This window comes from Streptomyces sp. NBC_01788 (assembly GCF_035917575.1).
Classification (GTDB): Bacteria; Actinomycetota; Actinomycetes; order Streptomycetales; family Streptomycetaceae; genus Streptomyces.
In genome coordinates this window covers 7,658,813-7,681,587 of sequence record NZ_CP109090.1, presented here as the reverse complement: position 1 = coordinate 7,681,587, position 22,775 = coordinate 7,658,813, and the positions used below count along the sequence as shown (strand labels likewise).

Genomic DNA, 22,775 nt, shown 5'->3' with positions numbered 1-22,775 from the left:
TGACGCCACTGGGGCCGAGGCGCGGCGTCAGCCCAGGGCGCGGTCGAGGTTGTAGGCCGCGCTGATCAGGGACAGGTGTGTGAAGGCCTGGGGGAAGTTGCCCTGCTGCTCGCCGGTGGGGCCGATCTCCTCCGCGTACAGGCCGAGGTGGTTGGCGTAGGTGAGCATCTTCTCGAAGGCGAGGCGGGCCTCGTCGAGGCGGCCGGCCCGGGTGAGGGCCTCGACGTACCAGAACGAGCAGATGGAGAACGTGCCCTCGTCGCCGCGCAGCCCGTCGGGGCTGGCCTGGGGGTCGTAGCGGTAGACGAGCGAGTCGGAGACCAGGTCCCCGGTCAGCGCGTCGAGGGTGGACAGCCACTTGGGGTCGGTCGGCGCGATGAACTTCGCCAGCGGCATCATCAGGACGGCGGCGTCCAGGACGTCGCCGTCCTCGTACTGGACGAAGGCCTGCCGCCCGGCGGACCAGCCGTGGTCCATGATGCGGCGGTAGACGGCGTCCCGGCACTGCCGCCAGCGGGGCAGGTCGGCGGGCAGGCCGCGGCGGTTGGCCAGCCGCATGGCGCGTTCGACGGCCACCCAGCACATCAGGCGCGAGTACAGGAAGTTCTGCCGGCCACCGCGGGTCTCCCACACCCCCTCGTCGGGCTGGTCCCAGTGCTCGCAGACCCATTCCACCAGCGCGGACACGTCGTCCCACTGGGCACTGGAGATCGGCTGGGCCCACTTGTCGAAGAGGTAGATCGAGTCGATCAGGGCGCCGTAGATGTCGAGCTGGAGCTGGTCGGCGGCGGCGTTGCCGACCCGCACGGGAGCGGAGCCCCGGTGTCCCTCCAGGTGGCCGAGTTCCCGTTCGGGCAGCTCGGTGCGGCCGTCGATGCCGTACATGATCTGCAGCGGGCCGGTCGCCTTGCCGTCTCCGGGGCTGATGTGCCGGTTCACGAAGCGCATGAACGCCTCCGCCTCGCCGGCGAAGCCGAGGCGCAGCAGCGCGTAGACGGCGAACGCGGCGTCGCGCACCCAGACGTAGCGGTAGTCCCAGTTGCGCTCACCGCCGACCCGCTCGGGCAGGCTCGTGGTGGGCGCGGCGACGATGGCGCCGGTCGGGGCGTAGGTGAGCAGTTTCAGGGTGAGGGCGGAGCGGTGGACCATCTCCCGCCAGCGGCCGCGGTAGCGGGACTGGGCGAGCCAGCGGCGCCAGTAGGCGACCGTGGCGCAGAACTGGTCCTCGGCCTCGGCGTGGGCGCACCGCCGTGGGACCACCTCGCCGCCGACCTGGTCCAGCGCGAAGACGGCCGACTCGCCCTCGGCGAGCTTGAAGTCCGCCCGCAGGTCCGTGCCGTCGCTCTCCAGGGGCACGGTGGACGTCAGGGCGAGGGACAGGGTCGCCGACTCGAACAGGGCCGTGCAGCCCTCCACGCGGACGGTGTGCGGGTCGGCGCCGTAGTTGAAGCGGGGAGCCACCACGGCCCGGAACGGCAGGGTGCCGCGCACGCACAGCACGCGCCGGATGAGCCGGTGCCGTTCGGTCTCGGCGGATCCCCGCCGGTCTCCGCTCACCGGCATGAAGTCCTGCACCTCGCCGACGCCGTCCTCGGTGAAGAAACGGGTGATCAGCACGTTGGTGTCGGGGAAGTAGAACTGCTTGGTGCGCGCCGCGTCGGCCGCGGCGAGTTCGAAGCGGCCGCCGCGCTCGGCGTCCAGGATCGCGGCGAAGACGCTCGGGGCGTCGAAGGAGGGGCAGCAGTACCAGTCGATCGTGCCGTCGGTGCCTACGAGGGCGACGGTGCGCAGGTCGCCGATCAGGCCGTGGTCGGCGATCGGAACATAGCCGGGTGCGCCCGTGTCGGGCTCTCGGCTTCGGGTCTCGGCCATCGCGGCTGCCTCCTGTCCCCTCACTGTCCCCTCACTGTCCCCTCACTGTCCCCCGCGCGGACCGGTGTCGTGGTTGTCGCGGTCCGTCCGACTTTCGCCCAGCTTTCCTCCAGCTTAGGAGCGGCCTTCCGGATGCAGGGTGCCGTCCGACGGGCAATCGTGGGAGGAGGTCCCGCTCCCGCAGCACGAGGGCCGCATTCCGGACCCGGGCGGGGACCGGGCCGGACCCGAGGAGGCCACATGTCGACGTCACAACCCGATGCATCCCGCGAGCCCGGGGAGCGGTGCACCCCGGACGACCTCCTGCACGCCCGCACCGGCACCGACGTCTCGCCCGAGGACGTGGTGCTGGCCGCGGGCCGCGACATCACCCCGCGCAACCTGGAGTGGGCCAAGCGCAAGATCGAGACGGAGGGCCCGGCCGCCCTGGACAAGCTGCTGCCGTAGTCCTGAAGGCCGGAGCCGGAAGGGACCGGAGTTCTGCCGCTCCGGTCCCTTTCGCTCGTCCCTTTCGCTGGGGGGCGTCGCTCTGCGAGACTCCGGGGCGTGCCCGACTTCGACATGATCGTCATAGGATCCGGACCCGGCGGCCAGAAGGCCGCCATCGCCGCGGCCAAGCTGGGCCGCCGAGTGGCTGTCGTCGACAGCCCCGACATGGTCGGCGGGGTCTCGATCCACACCGGAACCATTCCCTCCAAGACCCTGCGCGAGGCGGTGCTCTACCTCACCGGACTCAGCCAGCGCGATCTGTACGGTCAGAGTTACCGGCTGAAGGAGGACATCACCGTCGCCGACCTGACCGCGCGCACCCAGCACGTGGTGGGCCGCGAGGTCGACGTCATCCGCAGCCAGCTCTCCCGCAACCATGTGTCCCTGCTCGCCGGGACCGGCCGCTTCGTCGACGAGCACACCGTCGCGCTGCGCGAAGTGACCGGCGAGGAAAGGCTGTTGACCGCCGAACACATCGTCATCGCGACCGGTACCCGGCCGGCCCGGCCGGACAGCGTGCAGTTCGACGGGCGCACCATCATGGACTCCGACAACGTGCTGACGCTGGAGCGGGTGCCGCAGTCGATGGTCATCGTCGGCGCGGGGGTGATCGGGATGGAGTACGCCTCCATGTTCGCCGCGCTCGGCAGCAGGGTGACCGTCGTCGAACGGCGCCCGGGCATGCTCGACATGTGCGACGTCGAGATCGTGGAGTCGCTCCGCTACCACCTGCGGGACCTCGCCGTCACCTTCCGCTTCGGGGAGACGGTGGCCGCGGTGGAGCGGCACGAGCACGGCACGCTCACCGTGCTGGAGAGCGGCAAGAAGATACCGGCCGACGCGGTGATGTACTCGGCGGGCCGGCAGGGCCTCACCGACGGACTCGACCTGGAGAAGGCCGGGTTGAGCGCCGACGCGCGGGGCCGGATCGCGGTCGACGAGCACTACCGTACGCAGGTGCCGCACATCTACGCGGTCGGCGACGTGATCGGCTTCCCCGCGCTCGCGGCGACCTCGATGGAACAGGGCCGGGCGGCGGCGTACCACGCCTGCGGTGAGCCGGTCGGCAGGATGCTCGACCTTCAGCCGATCGGCATCTACACGATCCCTGAGATCAGCTTCGTCGGGCGGACCGAGGATCAGCTCACCGAGGACCGGGTGCCGTTCGAGGTGGGTGTCTCCCGCTACCGCGAGCTGGCCCGCGGGCAGATCATCGGCGACTCGCACGGCTTGCTGAAGCTGCTGGTCTCGCCGGAGGACCGCACGCTGCTCGGAGTGCACTGCTTCGGCGCGGGGGCGACCGAACTCATCCACATCGGGCAGACGGTGATGGGCTGCGGCGGCACCGTGGACTACCTGGTGGACGCGGTGTTCAACTACCCGACGCTCGCGGAGTCGTACAAGGTGGCCGCCCTGGACGCGACGAACAAGCTGCGGCAGATCGACCGGATCGGGGACTGACCCGGGGGCCGGGTCAGGGCTCGGTGTCGTCGTCCGGCAGCGTGTCGTCGTCGACGATGTGAACGGCCGCCTCCTCGGCGCCGGCGGCACCCGCGTCGACGCCCTTGTCGTCGGCGACCTCCTCCTTCGTGGTGTCGCCGTGGGCGCCCTCGTCCGGGGCGACGAGGCGCCCGGCGCGGTCCCGGCCCGCCTCGGGGTCCACCGGTTCGCCCTCGCCGCCGGGCAGGTCGCCCACGCCGTCGCTCTCCGGCCCGTCCTCTTCGGGCTGCTCCTGGGCCAGCCGCTGGTCAAGGCTCTCACCGTCGTGCTGTTCGGCGGCCGTCGTGCCGTACTTGGTGACGCCCAGCGGCTTCTCGGGCGGCGAGTACCCCTCGTCGAGGACGTCGTCGTAGGTCCGCTCCCCCACCGCGTTCTCCATGTCCGGCGGCGCGGCGTCCTGTTGTTCCTCGTTGTCCCCGGTGGGCTGGTAGGCGTCGTCTGCCATCGGATCGGTGCTCACGGGTTTCCTCCCTGGCGGACTCTGTGCGTGCGGACTCTGTGCGTGTCGTGATCCGCGTTTCCCGCAGGGTCCGTCCCAATCACTCCGGCCGGCGGGAGGGAGAAGTCCCGCGTCCGTCAGGCGGACAGCAGTCCGCGTCCGAGCCAGTCGGAGGAGTCGCGGACGCCGGGCAGGACGAAGAAGTAGCCGCCGCCGGTCGGGGAGATGTAGTCGACGAGGGGCTCGTCGATCAGCCGCGTCTGCGTGGCCTCGAACTGGCGGACCACGTCCTGCTGGTAGCAGCAGAAGGCCAGGCCCATGTCGAGGTTGCCGACGTTGTCGACGCCGCGGTCGTAGTTGTAGCCGCGGCGCAGGATGCGGGAGGCGTCGGTGGCGGCGGTGCGCGGGTTGGCCATCCTGATGTGGGAGTCCAGCGGGATCGCGGTGCCCTTGGGGTCCTTGGCGTACTGGGGGACGTCGGTCTCCTTGGCGCCGTCCAGCGGGGCGCCGGTGTCCTTGCGGCGGCCGAACATCTTCTCCTGCTCGGTCAGCGACACCCGGTCCCAGAACTCCACCAGCATGCGGATGATCCGGATCACCTGGTAGCTGCCGCCGGTCGCCCAGGCGGGTTCGCCCTGCCCGTCGCCCACCCAGACCAGTCGGTTCATGTCGCGGGCGGAGGCTGCGTCCGGGTTGGCGATGCCGTCCTTGAAGCCGAGCAGGTTGCGTGGGGTGCCGGTGGGGCGCGGTCCGCTCTGGAAGCCGTCGACGCGCCACTTGATCTGGAGGGCGCCCCGGGTGTGCCGGGCGATGTCGCGCAGTGCGTGCAGCACCGTGTCCTGGCGGTCGGCGCAGATCTGCAGGGACAGGTCGCCGTGGCACTCCGCGGGGTTCAGGTGGTCGTTGGGGAAGGTCCGCATGGCGGTGAGCCGGCGCGGTATCGCCTTGGCCAGTCCGTAGCGGTCGTCGAAGAGGGAGGCTCCGACGCCGACGGTGACGGTGAGGGAGTCGGCGGGGACCTCGGGGCCGAGGATGCCGCTGTCGGAGGGCGGGGCGCCGACGCCCAGGTCCGTGGGGGTACCGCCGGCGGTGAGGAAGCGGGCCCGCTCGGTGATGGTCCGGAGCAGTCCGGCGAGTTCCTCGCGGTTCTCGGCGATGACGTCGAAGGAGACGAAGGCGGCGGCCGCTGGGGCGGGCGTGAGGACGCCTGCCTGGTGGACGCCGTGGAAGGGGACCGCCGTTCCGCCGGTGCCGTCGGCGGCGTGCGCCTGGCCGGTGCCGTTCCGGGCGAGGGTGAGGCCGCCGCCGGCCAGGACCGCTCCGGCGGCACCGGCGCCCAGGGCCGTCCTGACGAAGGCGCGGCGCCCGTGACCGGCGGGGCAGCCGCCCTGGGGTGCGGACGTTTCGGCGGACGGCATGGAGCGGGTCCTTTCGGTGCGTACGGTCTCTGGCTTGTCGGTTCCGGGGGTGTCGGTCCCCGGCATCGCGGTTTCGGGCAGCGCGGGTGCCGCCGGCGGCCTGGGTGGCCCTGGCGTCCCGGCGGGCGGTGCGGTCATCAGGCGGACTTCCGGATCTCCAGCAGGTCCGGTACGGGGGCGAGGTCCTCCAGGAGCTGTCCGGCGGCCCCGTCGAGACGGGCCCGGGTGAGCGCGTCGAGCCGGTTCACGGGCGTCCAGGCGTTCCCGTGGTGAGCCGCGTCGAGCAGCCCCCGCAGGCGGGCGGTGTCCGCGTCGACGGTGGGCAGCAGGTGCGGGGCACGGGAGGTGAGCAGCGGCTCGAGCACGGTGAGCAGCTCCTGGGTGCCGGCGAGGTTGGCGTCGGCGGTGGCCAGCTCGGTGCCGCTGCCCTGGTCGGCCTGGCCGGTCAGTTCGAACTGGAGCGTGTTCTCCAGGATCTCGTGGGCGCGCAGCGGCAGGTCGCCCGGGTCGAACGCCTGCGTGGGAAAGGCCTTGAGCAGGCCGGCGGCGTCGGCGGCGAGCTGCTGGGCGGGGGCCTTCAGCCGGTCCGCGCTCTGGCCGTGCCACAGGCCGTACTCGATGCGGTGGAAACCGGTGAAGTCCTTGTCGTCCACTCCGCCGGGCAGCCCGTCGGGCCGGCCGTTGACCTTCCTGTCGAAGTCCTCGAAGGTGCCGTAGGCGGCGCCGAGGGAGGAATAGGTGCGGTGGGCGGTCAGCCAGTCGGTGCGGGCCGCCGCGAGGTCGCCGCCCTGGATGTCGGCGTTGAGCCGGCCGGTCTGGGCGACGAGCGTGGCCAGGCCCCGTTCGACGTACTGCTGGTACTCCTTGAGCGGGGTGGTGAGGTCCTGTTCGGACACCGGGACGACCGCCGTGGCGCCCGCCCCGCCGCCGACTCGTACGGCCCTGGAGGTGACGGCCGTGCCTCCGGTGGGCACGCAGCGCCAGGCGTAGCTGCCGCCCGCCACGGTGGCGACCAGGTCGCGGGTGGTGCCGGGGGCCAGGCCCTCGATCTCGCCGTAGACCGCGTTGGTGGCCGGGTCGATCAGGTACACCTCGGACGTCTTGGAGCCGGTGTTCCGCATCTGGAACGTCTGCCGTCCCGGCCTGGGCGCGGTGAAGCCCTTGCCGCACTCGGTCTCCGAGACGGCGACGGTCCGGGCTCCGGCGGGCTTGGGCCGTCCGAGGGCGACCACGAGCCCGGCGACGACCGCGGGCACCGCGACGACGGCGACGGGCACGACCCAGGCGGGACGCGTCCGGCGTGCGCCGGCCGCCCGCGCGCTCTGCTCGGTCCGCGTGGCACCGGACGCCTCGGTCGCGGAGGCGACGGAGGCGGCGGGTGCCGGATTCGTGGTGCGTACGCCGCGGACGAACAGGGTCATCACCACGGCGAGGTAGCCGGCGTAGCCGATGACCTGGAGCCAGGTCATCGTCGGGGTGAGGTTGAGAACGCCCTGGACGAGGGTGCTGTACCAGGCGCCCGCGTCGACGGAGCCGCCGAGGTCGACGGCGTACGTCGCCTTGCCCGGGAGCGCTCCGCCCTCCTGGAGGTCGCGCAGGCCGTAGCCGAGGACGCCGGCCGCGATCACGATCAGTACGGCGCCGGTGGCGGTGAAGAACTTGGTGAGGTTGATCTTCAGCACCCGCCGGTACAGGCCCCAGCACAGGCCGGCCGCCAGGACGAGGCCGATCCCGGCGCCCGTCAGCGGTCCCACGGACTCGCCGGCCGCGCGGGCGGTGGTCCACAGGAACAGGGCCGTCTCCAGGCCCTCACGGCCCACCGCGAGGAACGAGGTGAGGATCAGTACGCCCGCGCCCATACCGAGCGCGCCGGTCACCTTCTCCTTGATCTCACCGGAGAGGCCGCGGGCCGAGCGGCGCATCCAGAACACCATGGCGGTGACGAACGCGACGGCCACGACGCTGAGGGCGCCGCCGAACGCCTCCTGCGCGGTCGCGGACAGCGAGGCCGCCGTGAAGGTGAGCACCGCGCCGAAGCTCATCGCGAGCGCGATGGCCGCGAGGACACCGGTCCACACCTGCGGCAGCCTGGACTTGGCTCCGGCCCTGACCAGGGTGGCGACCAGGATGGAGACGATCAGTCCGCCTTCGAGTCCCTCTCGCAGTCCGATCAGGAAACTCGGAAACGCGTCGTCCCACATGCCGTACGGTCCTCCCTGGCACACCGCCCCGGCCGCTCCGGGGCCGGGTTAGCGAAGGCATGCCTAACTTCGTGATCCATCATGACGACAGACATGTGGTCGACTGGTCATGAGGTGGCAATAGAGCAGTAAAGATCGACATGCGCTCGGGAGTCCTCGGTCACAGCGGCCCAAGCTCACCCGTTCGAGCGATCACAGGAACCCTCCGGGAGCCTTTATCGTCTACAGTGACGTAGACGGTCTACAGATTTGTAGTCACCCGGCCGCGAAGAACGAAGAACAAGGAGGCGCGCGGATGATCCTCGCCCTGTCGGGCTCGTCCATCGACGGCTCCCTGTACTCGTACGTGGTGGAGCTGGCCCGCCGCTCCCCCGCATGGTGGAACGACATGGTGACGGCGTGGTCGGCCTACGGCCTGGCCGTGTTCGCCGTGCTGATGGCGGCGGCCTGGTGGCGCTCACGCCGGGTGGGTGCCCGGGCGGCGGTCGCGGCCCTGGCGGTGCCGCTCGTCGTGGTCCTCGCCTATGGCGTCAACTCGCTGGTGAAGCTGCTCGTGCACGAGATACGCCCGTGCCGCACGCTGCACATGGTCACCCTGGAGTCCTGTCCGGCCCGCACCGACTGGTCCTTTCCCAGCAATCACGCGGCGATCGCCGCCGCGGCCGCGGTGGCGCTGCTCGTGATCTCGCGCCGGCTCGGCGCGGTCGCCTGCGTGGCCGCCGTCGCGATGGCCGCCTCCCGGGTCTGGGTCGGCGCCCACTATCCGCACGACGTGGCGGCCGGGCTCGTGACCGGCGCCCTCGTGGCCTACGTGGTGATGAAGGCGCTGCTCCGACGGCCTGAGACACTCGCCCGGCGCCTGGCCGCGACCCGGCTGCGGCCGTTGCTGGTGGCATGAGGCCCCGGGAGACCGCCGGCCTCGCGGGCAGTGTGGGGCTCGGCGCCTGGACCGCGTTCACCGTGCTCGGCCTGGTCGTCGCCGGCCACGGCAGTCCCCTGTCCGTGGACGGCACGCTGCTCTCCTGGTCCCTTGGGCACCGCCCGGCGGTGGCGGTGGCGGTTGCCCGCGGGCTCACCGCCACCGGGACCGGTGCCGTCCCGTACCTGCTCGTCGCGCTGGCCGGCCTCGCCGTCGGCCGCACGGTCCGGCAGCGTACGGCGGCGGCCGCTCTCGGACTCGGCTGCCTGCTGGCGGGGCAGGCCGTGCGGTACGGCGTGATGGAGCTGGTGGCCCGGCCGCGTCCACCGCGGCAGGACTGGGCGGCCCACGCCTCGGGCTGGTCGTTCCCGTCCGGGCACACCACCACCTCGGCACTGACCGCCGGGCTGGTGATCCTGGCGGTGACCGTACGCGCCCCGCACGGCCGTACGGCGGGCTGTCTCGTCGTCGGCTGCTGGGGCGCGCTGGTGGGGCTGACCCGGGTGTACCTCGGGGTCCACTGGCTCACCGACGTGATCGGCGGCTGGCTGTTCGCCGCGGGCTGGCTCGGGCTGTGCCTGGGAGCGGCGGCCCGGTGGCTGCCCGCCGGCTTCGTGTCCGGCCTGGCGAGGAGAGCCGGAGAACCGGCGGCGGAGCATGCGGGCCGGGGCCCGGGGGATGGAGGACGATCGCACCCCGCGTGACATCCGGCCTCAGAGACCGCTGCTCTCGCGCCCTCGAGGGGCGACGTACAGGCGCAGGTCGCCGTAGCGATGGGAGGGCCAGGTGCGGGCGTACGCCGGTGGGGTGCCGTCAGCCGTGGTGAGGGCGGCGACCGGCAGGCGCCGGGCGGCCTGTTCGATGGCCGCAGGGGTGCTGTTGGTGTTGGGGCCCGAGGTCGAGGCGGAGCCGCAGCCGGTGTAGAAGGCGATCGGTATGGCCTCCTCACCGGCAAGCAGACAGGGCGGGCGCACCCCGAGGCCGTGTAGCGTGGCGGCGGTGCCGGACCAGACGCGGCGGTCGGCCGTGGTGCGGTGGACCGTGTGGGCGAGGACGGCGTACTGCACGGCCAGGTGCCCGGCGAGGCCGAGGGCGACCAGGGACACGGCGAGGCGCCGCCATCCGCCGTTCGGCGCCCTGACGAGGTGGACGAGTGCGTCGGCGGCCGGGAGCGCGAGCAGGACGTAGGCGGGCAGCAGGAAGCGGGGGGCCGCGTATCCGATCAGGAACAGGTAGGGGAAGGCGGCCGTGGCGGCGCAGGCCAGCGCGATCAGCGTGGGCGGGGTCCGCCGGGCGCGTACGGCGAGGACGAGGCCCAGCAGGGCGAGCAGCGGCAGGACGTACCACCAGGCGGTGACGGCCGGGTTGGGCTGCGCTCCGGTGCACGGCCGGCACAGCGCGCGACCGCCCAGGCTGCGCAGTTGGTCGGCCACCGCGAAGTGCCAGCCCAGGCCGCCCTGTATGGCGGAGCCGTCGGAGAGCCGCTGCAACAGGCCGCCGTAGCTCACGAATGCCTCGATCACCCATTCGGCGGACCCGGCGGCCAGTCCGGCGAGCAGCGCGGCGAGCGGCTTCCCGTGCCGCTCCAGCAGCGCGAGCACGAGCAGGGGCAGGACCGCCCAGACGGCGTCCATGGGACGCATCAGCGCCATGAGGGCGGCGCCGCCCGACAGGCCCCACAGTGCGGCGTGGTCCCGCGGGTCGGCCCGGGCGCGCAGGAAGCAGCCCGCGCAGGCGAGGGCGCCGATGGCGACCCAGTAGTTGGGCATGGCCTGCGGACCGTAGAACAGCGTCACCCACAGGGAGGCGAACAGGGCGCCGGCCAGGGCCAGGACGCCGGAGCCGAACATGTGCCGCCACACGCGCAACGCCAAGTACAGGGCGAGCCCGGAGAGTACCGCGAGGTAGACGCGCAGCAGCTCGGTGGAGGACGACCAGGAGGCGACCGGCGCGACGAGCAGCGAGACGCCGCGGGCGCGCGGGGCGCTGAAGTAGGCGGCCGGCGCGTGGGCGCTGACCTGGCTGACATAGATGGACTCGTCCCAGCCGAGGCCCATGGCGGGGCGGACCAGGAGGAGTTGGGCGAGGGTGAAGACGGCGGCCACGGCGGCCACGAGGGTGTCGCCGCGGGCCCGGCGGACGCGGACCGGGCCGGGTCTCGGTCCGGCGCGCCGCGTCCCGGCGGGTATGGCGTGCGTACTGTCGGCCATCTCCATCCCTCACCCCCGTACCGCGGGGTTTCGGACTCCCCGCGTTCCGCGCCGCGGCGCGGAACCAGGTAAGCAGGAACCAGGTGGGACGTCAGAGAAAAACGAGTAGGACAACGGAAGAACGGGAGAATGGGAGAACGGGAGAACGGGAGAACGGGGTCGACATCAGCGAAACAGCCATGGCATCGGGGGAATCAGGGACAAACTAACCCGCGCCGCGCCCACGTGCCGTGCGGGACGCCGCCGGACGCCTGAACCCCCTACGCGCTGTAAGGTTGAGGGCATGGCTGGAAGAGGGCCTCACGGCAGGGTGGAACGGCGCAGTCCGGGCGAGTTGGAGAGCGAGGTCCTCGCGGCTCTGTGGTCCACGGACCACCCGCTCACCCCGGCCGAGATCCAGCTGGAGATCGGCGGAGGCCTGGCCTACAACACCGTGCACACCATCCTCAAGCGCCTGTACGACAAGGGCCTTGTGCTGCGCGAGGTGGACGGGCGGCGGGGTGCCTACCGGCCGGCCAAGAACGCGGCCGAGCTGACCGCCCAGGCGATGCACGACGCCCTGGACCGGGGCCCCGATCCGATCGCCGCCCTCCAGCAGTTCGTGACCGGGCTGAGCCCCGAGGAGGAGCGGGCCCTGCGTGAGTTGCTCACCGGGGGAGCCACGTGACGGTCGACGTCTACACCCCCCTGGCGCTGTCCGTGCTGCTCGCCGCAATCAGCCCCGCTGTCGGCCGGCGGGTGGCTCCGGCCCAGGCAGCGCGCGTGCTGACCGTCGCCGCCGCGGTGTCGGCCGCCGCCACCGTCTGGTCCCTGGTCCTGCTGGCCGCCACCCTCCTCGACGACGCCCCGCCGTTCGTCGCCGGGGCCCGGGCGGCCGGCCACCCGGTCCCGGAGCCGGTGCCCGAGGCGATCGGGATCGCCGCCTGCCCGGCCCTCGTGCTGATCGCCCACCGGCTGTGGCGGGCCGTCCGCGCCGAGCACACCACGCGCCGCGCACTGCGGCGGCTGTGCGAGGGGCAGCCCGGGGACACCGAACTCGTCGTCGCCGCCTCGCCCGTGCCGCGGGCGTTCGCCATTCCCGGCTCACCGGGCCGGATCCTGGTCACCGCGGCGATGCTCCGCGCGCTGGAACCCGTCGAGCGCCGGGTGCTGCTCGCCCACGAGCGCGCCCATCTGGCGCACCGGCACGCGCTGCTGGTGACCGCGGCCACGCTGGCCTTCGCGGCCAACCCACTGCTCGGGCCGGTGCGCGACGAGGTGGCCTTCCTCGTCGAGCGCTGGGCGGACGAGCGGGCCGCCGCGGCGGTCGGCGACCGCACCACCACCGCCCGCGCGCTCGCCCGCGCGGCACTCACGGCCGGGCGGGCGGAGCCCTCGTGCGGGCTGGGCTTCACCGACCGCGCCGTCACCCGGCGTATCGCGGCCCTCCAGTCCGCCCCGCCGCCGCACCTGCGTTCCGTCGCGGCGGCCGTTCTCGCCCTCGGCGCACTGACCGCCCTGGGCGCCGCCGACGCCACGGGCGACCTGCTGCGCCTGCTGGCGCACATCGTGCCGTAGCCCGACGGCGCTCCCGCGGCCGACGGCGTTCCCCGGGCCGACGGTTTCCGCAGACCGACGGGATCGTGGGCCCGCAGCGACCGTACGGCGGGCGGCGCACGCGTCAGCCGGGGGCGTTGGGCTTGCGGTGCGGGGGCTGTTCCGGGGCCGGCAGGTGCTTCGGCGGCGGCAGCGGGCGCGCCGTGGCGGCGCCCGGTCGGAGCATGACCGGGGTGCCGTGGTGACGGATCGTCATGGTCGGCCCGTCGAGCAGCGAGTACGTGGCGCTCTGCTGGGTGACCTCCACGCGCAGCCGGCGGCCGCGGAACTGAACGGAGAAGGCGAGGCGGCTGAACTTCTCCGGCAGCCGCGGCGAGAACCACAGTTCCTCACCTTCCCTGCGGGTGCCCCCGAACCCGGCCACCAGCGCCAGCCAGGTACCGGCCAGTGAGGCGATGTGCAGCCCGTCGCGAGTGTTGTGCTCCAGGTCCTCCAGGTCCATGAGGGCGGCCTCGGCCGCGTAGTCGTAGGCCAGGCGCAGATGGCCCGCCCGCGCGGCGATGACGGCCTGCACACAGGCCGACAGTGAGGAGTCCCGAACGGTCAGCGGCTCGTAGTAGGCGAAGTTGCGGGCGAGGTGCTCCTCGTCGAACTCGCTGCCGCAGGTGTACATCGCGAGGACCAGGTCGGCCTGCTTGATCACCTGTTTGCGGTACAGGTCGAAGTAGGGGAAGTGCAGCAGCAGCGGGTACTGGTCGGCGCGGGTGCCCGCGAAGTCCCAGCGCTGGTAGCGGGTGAACCCGGCGTGCTGCTCGTGCACGCCCAGTTCGGCGTTGTACGGGATGTTCATCGCCTCGGCCGCGGCCCGCCAGGTGGCGCTCTCCTCGTCGTCGGCGCCGAGCCGCTCGGCCTCCTTCGGATGGCGTTCGACGACATCGGCCGCGGCCAGCAGGTTCGCCCGGGCCATCAGGTTGGTGTACGTGTTGTCGTCGGCGATCGCGCTGTACTCGTCGGGGCCGGTGACGCCGTCGATGTGGAAGGTGCCGTGGTGGTCGTGGTGGCCCAGCGAGCGCCACAGCCGGGCCGTCTCCACCAGCAGTTCGAGTCCGGTGTCGCGTTCGAAGTCCTCGTCGCCCGTCGACGCGACGTAGCGCACCACGGCGTGCGCGATGGCGGCGTTCACGTGGAAGGCGGCGGTGCCGGCGGGCCAGTACGCCGACCCCTCTTGGCCGTCGATGGTCCGCCAGGGGAACGCGGCACCGCGCAGGCCCAGTTGGGCCGCGCGCTCCCGGGCGGCGGGCAGGGTGTTCTGGCGCCAGCGCAGCGCCTCGGTCACGGCGTCGGGCGAGGAGTAGGTGAGCACGGGGAGCACGAACATCTCGGTGTCCCAGAAGGCGTGCCCGTCGTAGCCGGAGCCGGTCAGTCCCTTGGCCGCGATCGCCCGTTCCTCGGCGCGGGCGCCGGCCTGGAGGACGTGGAAGAGGGCGAAGCGGACGGCCTGCTGGATCTCCTCGTCGCCGTCCACCTCGACGTCGGCACGGGACCAGAAGTCGTCGAGGTACGCCCGCTGTTCCTCGACCAGGCCGTTCCAGCCGCCGTGCGCGGCGGCCGCCAGAGCCGCGTCGACCTGGTCGCTCATCGCCGGCAGGGAGCGGGCGCCGGACCAGCCGTGCGCGACGAACTTCTCCACCCGCAGCCGCTCTCCCGGCTGGAGGACGGAGGTGACCGTGAGCCGGGCCAGGTGGGGATGGCTCTCGCTGTCGGCCGTGGTGTGCTCGGGCCCGGAGACGGCGTGGTCGGCGGCCACGGCCACCCGCAGGCCGCTGTGCCGGGTGCCGTGGACCAGCCGCAGCCGCTTGCCGGAGGCGAAGTCGTCCTCCGGCTCCAGCGGGGACTCCAGGGCCATCGCCGCCCGCGGGTCGCCGTTGGACTGCGGCATCTGCTCGTTGGCCACCAGCTCCGACTGGATGACCACGCGGGCCTGGGAGCCGACGGGCTCCACCTCGTAGGCGACCGCGGCGATCGACCGCTGGGTGAGGGAGACCAGCCGGGTGGAGCGCACCCGGATCGTCGTACCGGCCGGGGAGATCCACTCGCAGGTCCGCTCCATCACCCCGCGGCGCAGGTCGACGGTGCGCTCGTGCGAGACCAGCCGGCCGTAGCGCAGGTCGAACGGCTCGTCGTCGACGAGCAGCCGCAGCACCTTGCCGTTGGTGATGTTGATGAGCGTCTGGCCCGACTCGGGGTAGCCGTAGCCGGCCTCCGCGTACGGCAGCGGATGCACCTCGTACACGCCGTTGAGGTAGGAGCCGGGCAGTCCGTGCGGTTCGCCCTCGTCGAGGTTGCCGCGCCAGCCGACGTGCCCGTTGGACAGCGCGAAGACGGACTCGCTCTGGGCGAGGACGTCGAGGCTGAGTTCCGTCTCGCGCACGGTCCACGGCTCGACGGCGTACGAACGGTGGGTGATCACGCGGTTCCTCCTCCCACGCCGAGAAGTTCGGCGAGGTCCTTGACGACCACGTCGGCGCCGTGCGCGTACAGCGCGTCGCGCTGGCCCACGCGGTCGACGCCGACGACGTATCCGAAACGGCCCGAGCGGCCCGCCTCCATGCCGGCCAGAGCGTCCTCGAAGACGGCGGCCCGCCCGGCGTCGACGCCCAGGTCGCGGGCGGCGGCCAGGAAGGTGTCGGGATGGGGCTTGCCGGGCAGGCCGCGTTCACGGGCGACCACGCCGTCGATACGGACGTCGAAGAGGCGTTCGGCGTCGATGGAGTGCAGGACGTCCCGGGTGTTGGCGCTGGAGGACACGATCGCGGTCCGCAGGCCCTTGGCCCGCACGGCCCCGATGTAGCGCAGGGTGCCCTCGTACGCCTCCACACCCTCGGTACGGATCTTCTCCAGCACGAGTTCGTTCTTGCGGTTGCCGACCCCGTTGACCGTCCGGGCGTCCGGCGGGTCGTCGGGCTCGCCCTCGGGCAGTTCGATGCCGCGCGAGGCGAGGAAGGTGCGCACCCCGTCGGCGCGCGGGCGGCCGTCGACGTACTCGTCGTAGTCGACGACCGGGTCGAAGGGCCGGAAGCCGGCGCCGTCCCGCTCGCGCAGGAAGGCGTCGAACGTCTCCTTCCAGGCGGCCGCGTGCACCACGGCCGTCTTGGTGACCACCCCGTCGAGGTCGAAGAGGCAGACGGTGATGTCTTCGGGCAGACCGAGCTCTGTCATAAAGGCACCTTTCCCCGCATCGCGGCTTCGAGAGGGTGTCGAGTGCCACATCCGGCCCATGTTGTGCCCATCCGTTCCCGCCGACCGGGTGACACACTGTGCCGTGTGCCGCTGACCTTCGACGACCTCCTGGCCCGCGCCCGGGCCCTGCCCCGTGCCGGACACCGAACGGTCCTCGGGGTCGCGGGCAGCCCCGGCGCCGGCAAGTCGACCCTGGCCGAGCACGTGGTGCGGGCGCTGAACGCGGACGGGGAGCCCTGGGTGGCGCACGTGCCCATGGACGGCTTCCACCTCGCCGACGCCGAACTCGACCGGCTCGGCCGCCGCGACCGCAAGGGCGCGCCGGACACCTTCGACGCGGCGGGGTACGCGGCGCTGCTGAGGCGGCTGCGCGAGGAGACGGACGAGACGGTGTACGCGCCCGGCTTCGACCGCGTCCTGGAGCAGCCCGTCGCGGGCACCGTCCCGGTGCCGCCGTCGGCCCGGCTGGTGGTGACGGAGGGCAACTACCTGCTGCTGGACACCGGTTTGTGGGCGCGGGTGCGGCCCCGCCTGGACGAGGTGTGGTTCTGCGAACTCGACGAGCCGGAGCGCGTACGCCGCCTGGTCGCCCGGCACGAGGAGTTCGGCAAGTCGCACCAGGAGGCGGTGGCCTGGGTCCTGGGCACCGACCAGCGCAACGCCGACCTGGTCACGGCGACCCGGTCCCGCGCCGACCTGATCGTGCCGCCGTCGGCCCTGCCGCCCGGCAGGCGGGCGGCCTGAGCCCGGCCGGTCCCGGTCGCCAACGAGTCCCGGGCGGGTCGCCCGACCGGCCCGGTCCCGGCCGTGCGGCGAATCCACTCCCGGTCACCCGACGAGGCGGCGGCCGCGCCGCGTTGGACTATGTTGGGGCTCTGTGGGAGACAAAGGAAGCGCGCCGGTGTCATCACCGCAGCAGGCGCGCGCGCAGGCGTCCGCGATCACCTCGGGAAAGACGGCGCCCCGGGCGGAGGCCGCCCCCGCGTCCCAGCTCAGGACGATCTTCGACGGACCCCATCTGTCTCCCGGGCAGCGCCGCATCGCGCAGTACCTGATCGAGAACATCACCGAGGCCGCGTTCCTGTCGATCACGGAGCTGGCCGACCGGGTCGGCGTCAGCCAGCCGTCGGTGACGCGGTTCGCCGCGGCGGTCGGCTTCAGCGGCTACCCCGCGCTGCGCGAGAGGCTCCAGTCCTTCGCGCTGCGGACGCTGGCGGGCGGGCCGGGCGCGGCCGAGCAGGACCGGAGCAACGAACTCCAGGCGGCCGTCGACGCGGAGATCGGGAACCTGGAGAACCTGCGCCGCGACTTCGCCGACCCCCGTCTCGTGATCGACACAGGCCGCGCGCTGTCGCTCTCGACCCCGCTGACCGTCCTCGGCCTGCGCATCTCGGCGTCGCTCGCCGAGTACTTCGCCTACGCGGCGCGGCGCATCCATCCGGACGTGCGGCTGGTGACCCGCGGCGGCAGCGTCGCCTACGACACGCTGCTGCAGGCCCGGGAGGCCGGCGGCACCTGGGTGCTGGCCTTCTCCATGCCCCGGCACGCCCACGAGACCCTGGCCGCCGTCCGGGTGGCCCGCGACGCCGGGCTCAAGGTGGCCGTGATCACCGACCTGGCGCTCGGGCCGGTGGCCGACGAGGCCGACGTCACCTTCGCCACCGGGACCGGGCCCCGGCTGGTCTTCGACACCTACGCCGCGCCCGGAGTGATGTGCGCGGCGCTGCTCCAGGCCATGACCGACGCCGATCCGGAACGGACCCAGGCCCGGCTGGAGGAGTACGAGCAGATCGCCGACCAGCACGACTTCTTCCTCCGGGACTGACCGGTGGAGCATGAATGTTTACATACTCCTTGCCAAGCGGACGGCATATATAAATACTGCTCACGGATCACGGCCCGGCCCAACCCCGGTACGTGCGCCACCCTGCACGGGCCCCGAGCCGCCGTCTCCCACCGGCGTCGGCACATGGGGTGCCGGGTCGGGCATCGCCTGCGCGAGCGCCCGCGGCGGCCCCGGCCCTCCCCTAGGCCGGGGCCGCTCACCTCGTCGTCCCACCCCGTCGTCGTCCCACCCCTGCACGACGCCGCACACCGGAAGCGATGCCATGACCCAGACGACCACGCGCCTCGGCCCGGACTGGCCCCGCCAGGTCAAAACCCCCGGCAGCTACGACTGGGAACGCTCCGCGGCCAAGTGGCTCCGCGAACTGGTCCCGGCGCGCTACGGCAGCTACCCGGCGCTGATCCGCCACCCCGTCCTGCTCGCCCGGCATGCGCAGATACAGGTCCAGCAGGAGGTCCGGGTGGCCCGCACCGCCCTGCAGACCGCGCGCGCCGAGCTGCCCCGGCTCGGTGTGCCCGAAGCGGTCATCGAGCACACGATCAAGCTGTACGCCGCCGAACTGCTGCAACTCCAGCACATCGCGCGCGGCGTCCGCGTGGTCACGGAGGCACTCGCGGAGCGCGCGGGGCACCGGTGAGACGCCCCGGCCGTGCTCGACCGGCGCCGGATCCCCCGTGAATACGGGCCGGCAATCCGGTGATCGGACCGGCCGGTATGTGCGATGCTCGACGCGTGACCAGCGAACCCGCCGTTCCCGCGGAGTCCGGCACCGCCCCCGACATGGCGGCGCTGGCCAAGGTGGTGGCAAGGCAGCGGGCCGAGCTCGACCGGCTCCAGGACCAGGCGGCGGCCTCGGCCGTGCTGGAGCGGGCCAAGGGGGCGCTGATGGCGCTGACCGGCTGCGGGGCGGAGGCCGCGTACGAGGAACTGCTGGCACGCTCCAAGACCGCGGACCACACGCTCATGGAAGAGTGCTGGATCACCCTCGGCGCCCTGGAGTCCCGACCGGATCCGGCCGACGCCGAGCCGGGAGCACCCGCACCCGAGGACCCCGCGCCCGCCGCCGCCCGGCCGGGCCCCGCCGAGACCGGGGCGGATGTTCCGTACGGGGACGGCGGCTCGGGGGTCCTCGCGGTGTTCGGCAGGGCTCTGGTCCGCGTCGGCACCTCACGGGATCTCGCCCAGTGTCTGCTGGATCACGTCGCCGTGCCCGTGGGCGCCGCCGCCGTGGTGATCTACCGGAGGCTGCCCTCCGGAGGTCTGGAGCTGACCGGCCACGCCGGCGTCGACGACGCGTTCGCCGACCTGTGGCGGCACGTTCCGCCGGTCAGCGGCGTGGCCGCCCGGCACGCCCTGGAGACCCGCGAGGAACTGTGGCTGGAGGACCTCGCCGAGGACAGCAAGCGGTACGTGCCGATCGGGGGTCCGGACGGCCCGTGGCGCACCCGTGCCTGGCTGCCCGTGCTCCAGGGGGACACGGCGGACGCCGTCATCGGTGTGCTGCGCGACCGAGACGGCCCCTTCCCCCCGGACGTCCGGGAGTTGCTGCGCGGAATGACCCGGCTGTGCGCGAGCCGGCTGCGTGCCTTCGCCACCCGGCCGGAGCCCGCCGTGGCGGGTGCCGGGGACGGTACCGAGGCCGTGGTCCGTGCCCTGTTCGACGCGCTGCCCGGCGCCACGCTGCTGCTCACCCCGCTGCGGTCGCCGTCGGGCGAGGTCGAGGACTACCGCATCGACGCCGCGACGGCGCAGACCGTCGACGTGGTCGGCCGGGGCGGACGCGAACTGGTGGGCCGCCGGGTCCTGGAGTGCTGGCCGGCCGTCGCCCGGGAGCCGCTGTGGCAGGGCTGGTTGGACGCGCTGAGCGGCGGGGAGTCCTTCGAGGGCGAGCCGTTCGCGCGGCAGGAGCTGGGGCCGGGCGGCCAGGAACTGTCGATGTACTCGGTGCGGGCCGCCCGGCTGGGCGAGGGCCTGGTGGTCACCTGGCTGCGGCACGAGTCCTCCGACCGCCAGGAGCAGCGCCTCGCGGACATCCAGCGGCTGGGCCACCTCGGCTGGGCCACCTGGAACCTGGTCACCCAGGAGGCGGTCTGGTCGTACCAGGTCTACGAGTTGTGCGACCGCGACCCCGGGGACGGCCCGGTCCGCCTGGCCGAACTGCCGGAGCTCGCCATGCCCGAGGACGAACCCGCACTCGCCCGGGTGGTGCGCGAACTGCTCGGCGAGGGCAAGCCGTTCGACGTGCCGTTCCGGATCAGAACGACGGCCGGGGTACGGCATCTGCGGGTCGTCGCCGAGGCCGTACCGGACGCCGAGGGCACCCCGGTCCAGGTGCACGGCTTCGTGCAGGATCTCACCGCGCAGCGCAGCGCCGAACTCGCCCTGGTGGAGAGCGAGCGGGCGATCCTGGCGCAGCACGGCATCCTCCAGGCCGAGCGGACGCTGGCGGGCCGGCTCCAGCACGCGCTGCTGCCGCTTCCCCGGCGGCCCGTGCGGCTGGCCGGACTCCGGGTCGACGTGGCCTATCTGCCGGCGCAGTCGGGGATCCACGTCGGTGGTGACTGGTTCAGCGCGATCGAACTTCCGGGCGGCGACGCGCTGTTCGTGATCGGCGACGTCGCCGGGCACGGCATCGACGCGGTGGCCACCATGGCCCAGCTCCGTTTCACGGCCAAGGGCATGATCCTCACCGGTTCGGCGCTGACGGACGCGCTCCTCGGGCTGAACACCCTGCTGCTGCACTCCCGTGACACGCGTCGCACGGCCACCATGGTGCTGGCCCGCTACAAGCCGGCCGAGCGCCGTCTGCTGTGGGCCCAGGCGGGCCACCCGCCGCCGCTGCTGCTGCGCCGGGGCGAGCCGCGCTTCCTGGACCGTCCGCACGGTGTCCTGCTCGGCGCGACCGGGACCCCGATGTTCGAGGAGGCGGAGTGCCGGCTGGAGCCGGGCGACCGGTTGCTGCTGTACACCGACGGCCTGGTCGAGCGGCCCGGCGAGGGCATCCAGGAGGGCTTGGAGCGACTCGCCGGGGCGGCCGCGGCTGGGCGTGGCGACCCGGCCGGTGCGCTGGGGTCGCTGCTGGCCTCGATGCTGGAGAGCGAACGCCGCGACGACGTCTGCGTCCTCGACCTCCGGGTGCCCGCGCAGCCGGCTTAGGGCCCCTCGTTTGGATCATGCCGGGCTCGCGGGCCCTGGCACCGCTCCCCCAAGCTCTTCGAGCAGGGGGCACCCCCAGCCGCGTTGTCGTCGATTGGCAGGGCTCCGCCCTGCCGCCCTCCTCCGCCTTGCGACGCACGGCACCAGACCCCGCTCCCTGATCCGGCCTGATCCAAACGAAAGACCCTAAGGACCCCGCCCGCCGCGCGGTCGTCGTGTTCATCCGCCGTCGGCCGTCGTGCGGGACTCCAGGGCGCGGCGGGTGTCGTCGCCGTAGACGCCGGTCTCGTCGCCTCTGATGCCGTACCAGAGCTGGAAGCGGGCGACGGCCTCCTTCAGTTCGTCGTCGTAGCGGCCGGTGGTGGAGCCGTCGCGGTAGACGTCCGGGATGCGCAGGAGGCGTTCTTGCAGTGCGGTGACGTCCGGGCCGCTGTCGCCCTCGCGCAGGGTGCCGGGGCCGTCCGGATCGGCCGACGAGGCCGCGGTGGGGGCCGTGGCCCGGGCGGGCGGGTCTGCGGCGGTCACGGAGGGCTGCGGCGGGGCCGCCGTGCCGGCGGCCCCGCCCCGGGCTGCCAGCAGGAGGGCGCAGCCGAAACCGAGCAGCGCGGCCGCGACGACGGCGACCGCGACGGCGGCCCAGCGCAGTGAGCGCCCCGCTCCGGCCGGCTCCCGGAGCGGCACATGGCGGGACGCGGGCCTCCCGGCCGGCGCGGCCGGGAGTTCCTCGGTCGCCGCGTCCTCGGCGGGTCCGTCGGTGGCGCTCCGCTGGTACTCCCTGAACTCCCGCATGAGGTCGGCGAGGGCGTCGGTCCGTCTGGGCCGGATGACGCGTACCGGCTCCAGGGGATCCCCGCCGTGCGGCTGTCCGTGTCCGGGCGGTGTCGACACACTGCACTCCTCACGCTCTGCGTCCGGGCCCCATCCCAGGGAGTGATACGCGGCCGCCGCCCGGCCGGTTCAGCGCCGCCCGCGTCGCGGCGGGCGGCGGCTCATCCGGTGGCGGCGAGAAAGCGGTGCAGGGACGACTTCATCGCGGCGACGAAGGCCTCCCGGCGTGTGTCGTCGACGGCGTCCAGGGACAAGTAGGGGTTGAGGTCCTCCAGTTCGACCAGCAGCAGTTCGCCGCTCGGGGCACGGCAGGCGTCGACGCGCTGGATGCCGTGGGCGAGGGTGTTCCACGCGACGAAGTCCTCGGCGAACTCCAGGTCCTCGCGGGAGGGTTCGTAGGGGCGCAGCTCCCAGCGCCGCTCCGGGTCCGGGGCGTACAGGGCGTACTGGAAGTCGTGGTCGACGAAGTAGAACGAGACCTCGTAGGCGAACTCGATGCGCGGCTGGACGAGGACGCTGCCGTCTGCGAGGCCGGGCAGTTCCCCGGCGGGGACGGTGCGCAGGCCTATGGAGTCGGCGCCCAGCTTGGGCTTGACCACGTAGCGGTCGGCCGCGGGGAGCCGGTGCAGGTCCTCGGGGCGGTCGACGGTGGGGATGACCGGGCGGCCGGCGGCGCTGAGGTCGAGGAGGTACTGCTTGCCGGCCATGTCCGCGCGGCCGGTGAGCGGGTTGTAGACCGGTGTCTTCCGGTCCAGTGCCCGGGCCCGGAAGTCGTCGTAGGCCGCCTGGTACTCCAGGACGGGTCCGCTGTTGCGGACGACGACGGCGTCGAAGGCGTCCATCAGCGCGGCGGCGTCCCGGGGGTTGCACAGGGCCAGGTCGAAGTCCTCGCGCAGGCGGGAGGTGAGCCGGATGTCCTCGTCGCAGTAGCGGCGTCCACGGGCCGGGTACGCCAGGTCGGTGACGTAGAGCAGACGGGAGCGAACGGGCGGCATGGGCGTCTCCTGGAGCGAGGTGTCCGGTGGGACGGACGAGGAGCGGGCGAGGGTGAGGAAAGGTTACTGCGGGGACCGCCGGATGCCCCCCTGTTGCACTCGGTTCCCTCGACAGGCTGCACCGAG

The 22,775-nt window shown here is 73.0% G+C and carries 19 protein-coding genes; 10 read left to right on the top strand and 9 right to left on the bottom strand.

The genetic code is table 11. The features are described from left to right. Window positions 1–27: 27 nt before the first annotated feature. The gene (locus OIE49_RS34165) at window positions 28–1,872 is read right to left on the bottom strand and encodes a glycoside hydrolase family 15 protein (protein ID WP_326805670.1); all 1,845 of its coding nucleotides are present in this window, start codon (window positions 1,870–1,872) and stop codon (window positions 28–30) included. Between the two features lie 240 nt (window positions 1,873–2,112). On the opposite strand from OIE49_RS34165, the gene OIE49_RS34160 reads away from it, so the two are divergent. Continuing rightward, window positions 2,113–2,319 (top strand): hypothetical protein, encoded by a 207-nt coding sequence (locus OIE49_RS34160; RefSeq protein WP_100571435.1) that lies wholly within the window; start codon window positions 2,113–2,115, stop codon window positions 2,317–2,319. A gap of 99 nt (window positions 2,320–2,418) precedes the next feature. Continuing rightward, window positions 2,419–3,822, top strand: coding sequence for a Si-specific NAD(P)(+) transhydrogenase (sthA, locus tag OIE49_RS34155; protein ID WP_326805669.1), 1,404 nt, complete (start codon window positions 2,419–2,421; stop codon window positions 3,820–3,822). A gap of 13 nt (window positions 3,823–3,835) precedes the next feature. Here sthA and OIE49_RS34150 read toward each other — a convergent pair whose 3' ends face one another. The 3 genes from OIE49_RS34150 to efeU form a co-directional block, all read right to left on the bottom strand. Then, on the bottom strand, window positions 3,836–4,321 hold the full coding sequence (locus OIE49_RS34150) for a DUF5709 domain-containing protein (RefSeq protein WP_326805668.1): 486 nt from the start codon (window positions 4,319–4,321) through the stop codon (window positions 3,836–3,838). A 116-nt stretch (window positions 4,322–4,437) separates the two neighbouring features. Then, window positions 4,438–5,718 carry an iron uptake transporter deferrochelatase/peroxidase subunit gene (efeB, locus tag OIE49_RS34145; RefSeq protein WP_326805667.1) on the bottom strand — a complete coding sequence of 427 codons (1,281 nt, stop codon included), beginning with the start codon at window positions 5,716–5,718 and terminating at the stop codon, window positions 4,438–4,440. Between the two features lie 137 nt (window positions 5,719–5,855). Beyond that, window positions 5,856–7,919: an iron uptake transporter permease EfeU gene (efeU, locus tag OIE49_RS34140; protein ID WP_326805666.1), complete on the bottom strand. Its 2,064-nt coding sequence runs from the start codon at window positions 7,917–7,919 to the stop codon at window positions 5,856–5,858. Window positions 7,920–8,214: 295 nt separating this feature from the next. On the opposite strand from efeU, the gene OIE49_RS34135 reads away from it, so the two are divergent. Beyond that, window positions 8,215–8,817 (top strand): phosphatase PAP2 family protein, encoded by a 603-nt coding sequence (locus OIE49_RS34135; protein ID WP_326805665.1) that lies wholly within the window; start codon window positions 8,215–8,217, stop codon window positions 8,815–8,817. Continuing rightward, window positions 8,814–9,542: a phosphatase PAP2 family protein gene (locus OIE49_RS34130; RefSeq protein WP_326805664.1), complete on the top strand. Its 729-nt coding sequence runs from the start codon at window positions 8,814–8,816 to the stop codon at window positions 9,540–9,542. Before OIE49_RS34135 ends, OIE49_RS34130 begins: the two co-directional genes overlap by 4 nt. Window positions 9,543–9,551: 9 nt before the next feature. Here OIE49_RS34130 and OIE49_RS34125 read toward each other — a convergent pair whose 3' ends face one another. Next, on the bottom strand, window positions 9,552–11,048 hold the full coding sequence (locus OIE49_RS34125) for a hypothetical protein (RefSeq protein WP_326805663.1): 1,497 nt from the start codon (window positions 11,046–11,048) through the stop codon (window positions 9,552–9,554). Between the two features lie 283 nt (window positions 11,049–11,331). Here OIE49_RS34125 and OIE49_RS34120 point away from each other — a divergent pair, with 283 nt between their 5' ends. Further along, window positions 11,332–11,715, top strand: a complete 384-nt coding sequence (locus tag OIE49_RS34120; RefSeq protein ID WP_326805662.1) for a BlaI/MecI/CopY family transcriptional regulator — start codon at window positions 11,332–11,334, stop codon at window positions 11,713–11,715. After that, on the top strand, window positions 11,712–12,605 hold the full coding sequence (locus OIE49_RS34115) for a M56 family metallopeptidase (protein WP_326805661.1): 894 nt from the start codon (window positions 11,712–11,714) through the stop codon (window positions 12,603–12,605). Before OIE49_RS34120 ends, OIE49_RS34115 begins: the two co-directional genes overlap by 4 nt. 103 nt (window positions 12,606–12,708) lie before the next feature. On the opposite strand, the gene OIE49_RS34110 is transcribed toward OIE49_RS34115, so the two are convergent. After that, on the bottom strand, window positions 12,709–15,054 hold the full coding sequence (locus tag OIE49_RS34110; protein ID WP_326805660.1) for a glycoside hydrolase family 65 protein: 2,346 nt from the start codon (window positions 15,052–15,054) through the stop codon (window positions 12,709–12,711). Further along, window positions 15,051–15,803 (bottom strand): beta-phosphoglucomutase family hydrolase, encoded by a 753-nt coding sequence (locus tag OIE49_RS34105; RefSeq protein WP_326805659.1) that lies wholly within the window; start codon window positions 15,801–15,803, stop codon window positions 15,051–15,053. The genes OIE49_RS34110 and OIE49_RS34105 overlap by 4 nt, the downstream gene beginning before the upstream one ends. Before the next feature lie 105 nt (window positions 15,804–15,908). Between OIE49_RS34105 and OIE49_RS34100 the strand changes: the two genes are divergently transcribed. The 4 genes from OIE49_RS34100 (at window position 15,909) to OIE49_RS34085 (ending at window position 20,826) form a co-directional block, all read left to right on the top strand. Then, a complete protein-coding gene (locus tag OIE49_RS34100) occupies window positions 15,909–16,568 on the top strand; it encodes a nucleoside/nucleotide kinase family protein (protein ID WP_326805658.1) in 660 nt (219 codons plus the stop codon). Window positions 16,569–16,725: 157 nt separating this feature from the next. Continuing rightward, window positions 16,726–17,649: a MurR/RpiR family transcriptional regulator gene (locus tag OIE49_RS34095; protein WP_326805657.1), complete on the top strand. Its 924-nt coding sequence runs from the start codon at window positions 16,726–16,728 to the stop codon at window positions 17,647–17,649. Window positions 17,650–17,932: 283 nt separating this feature from the next. Then, window positions 17,933–18,307 carry a hypothetical protein gene (locus OIE49_RS34090; protein WP_326805656.1) on the top strand — a complete coding sequence of 125 codons (375 nt, stop codon included), beginning with the start codon at window positions 17,933–17,935 and terminating at the stop codon, window positions 18,305–18,307. A gap of 143 nt (window positions 18,308–18,450) precedes the next feature. Then, the gene (locus OIE49_RS34085) at window positions 18,451–20,826 is read left to right on the top strand and encodes a SpoIIE family protein phosphatase (protein WP_326806409.1); all 2,376 of its coding nucleotides are present in this window, start codon (window positions 18,451–18,453) and stop codon (window positions 20,824–20,826) included. Window positions 20,827–21,045: 219 nt separating this feature from the next. Here OIE49_RS34085 and OIE49_RS34080 read toward each other — a convergent pair whose 3' ends face one another. Both OIE49_RS34080 and OIE49_RS34075 read right to left on the bottom strand, forming a co-directional pair. After that, on the bottom strand, window positions 21,046–21,714 hold the full coding sequence (locus tag OIE49_RS34080) for a peptidoglycan-binding domain-containing protein (protein ID WP_326805655.1): 669 nt from the start codon (window positions 21,712–21,714) through the stop codon (window positions 21,046–21,048). Between the two features lie 101 nt (window positions 21,715–21,815). Next, on the bottom strand, window positions 21,816–22,649 hold the full coding sequence (locus OIE49_RS34075; protein ID WP_326805654.1) for a hypothetical protein: 834 nt from the start codon (window positions 22,647–22,649) through the stop codon (window positions 21,816–21,818). Between the last annotated feature and the right edge of the window lie 126 nt (window positions 22,650–22,775).

Bases quoted from the DNA above. Each gene is read 5' to 3' on its own strand.
- OIE49_RS34165 (WP_326805670.1), bottom strand. From the start codon at position 1,872: ATGGCCGAGACCCGAAGCCGAGAGCCCGACACGGGCGCACCCGGCTAT.
- OIE49_RS34130 (WP_326805664.1), top strand. From the start codon at position 8,814: ATGAGGCCCCGGGAGACCGCCGGCCTCGCGGGCAGTGTGGGGCTCGGC.
- OIE49_RS34135 (WP_326805665.1), top strand. From the start codon at position 8,215: ATGATCCTCGCCCTGTCGGGCTCGTCCATCGACGGCTCCCTGTACTCG.
- OIE49_RS34090 (WP_326805656.1), top strand. From the start codon at position 17,933: ATGACCCAGACGACCACGCGCCTCGGCCCGGACTGGCCCCGCCAGGTC.
- OIE49_RS34125 (WP_326805663.1), bottom strand. From the start codon at position 11,048: ATGGCCGACAGTACGCACGCCATACCCGCCGGGACGCGGCGCGCCGGA.
- OIE49_RS34075 (WP_326805654.1), bottom strand. From the start codon at position 22,649: ATGCCGCCCGTTCGCTCCCGTCTGCTCTACGTCACCGACCTGGCGTAC.
- OIE49_RS34120 (WP_326805662.1), top strand. From the start codon at position 11,332: ATGGCTGGAAGAGGGCCTCACGGCAGGGTGGAACGGCGCAGTCCGGGC.
- OIE49_RS34085 (WP_326806409.1), top strand. From the start codon at position 18,451: ATGGCGGCGCTGGCCAAGGTGGTGGCAAGGCAGCGGGCCGAGCTCGAC.
- efeU (WP_326805666.1), bottom strand. From the start codon at position 7,919: ATGTGGGACGACGCGTTTCCGAGTTTCCTGATCGGACTGCGAGAGGGA.
- OIE49_RS34160 (WP_100571435.1), top strand. From the start codon at position 2,113: ATGTCGACGTCACAACCCGATGCATCCCGCGAGCCCGGGGAGCGGTGC.
- OIE49_RS34105 (WP_326805659.1), bottom strand. From the start codon at position 15,803: ATGACAGAGCTCGGTCTGCCCGAAGACATCACCGTCTGCCTCTTCGAC.
- efeB (WP_326805667.1), bottom strand. From the start codon at position 5,718: ATGCCGTCCGCCGAAACGTCCGCACCCCAGGGCGGCTGCCCCGCCGGT.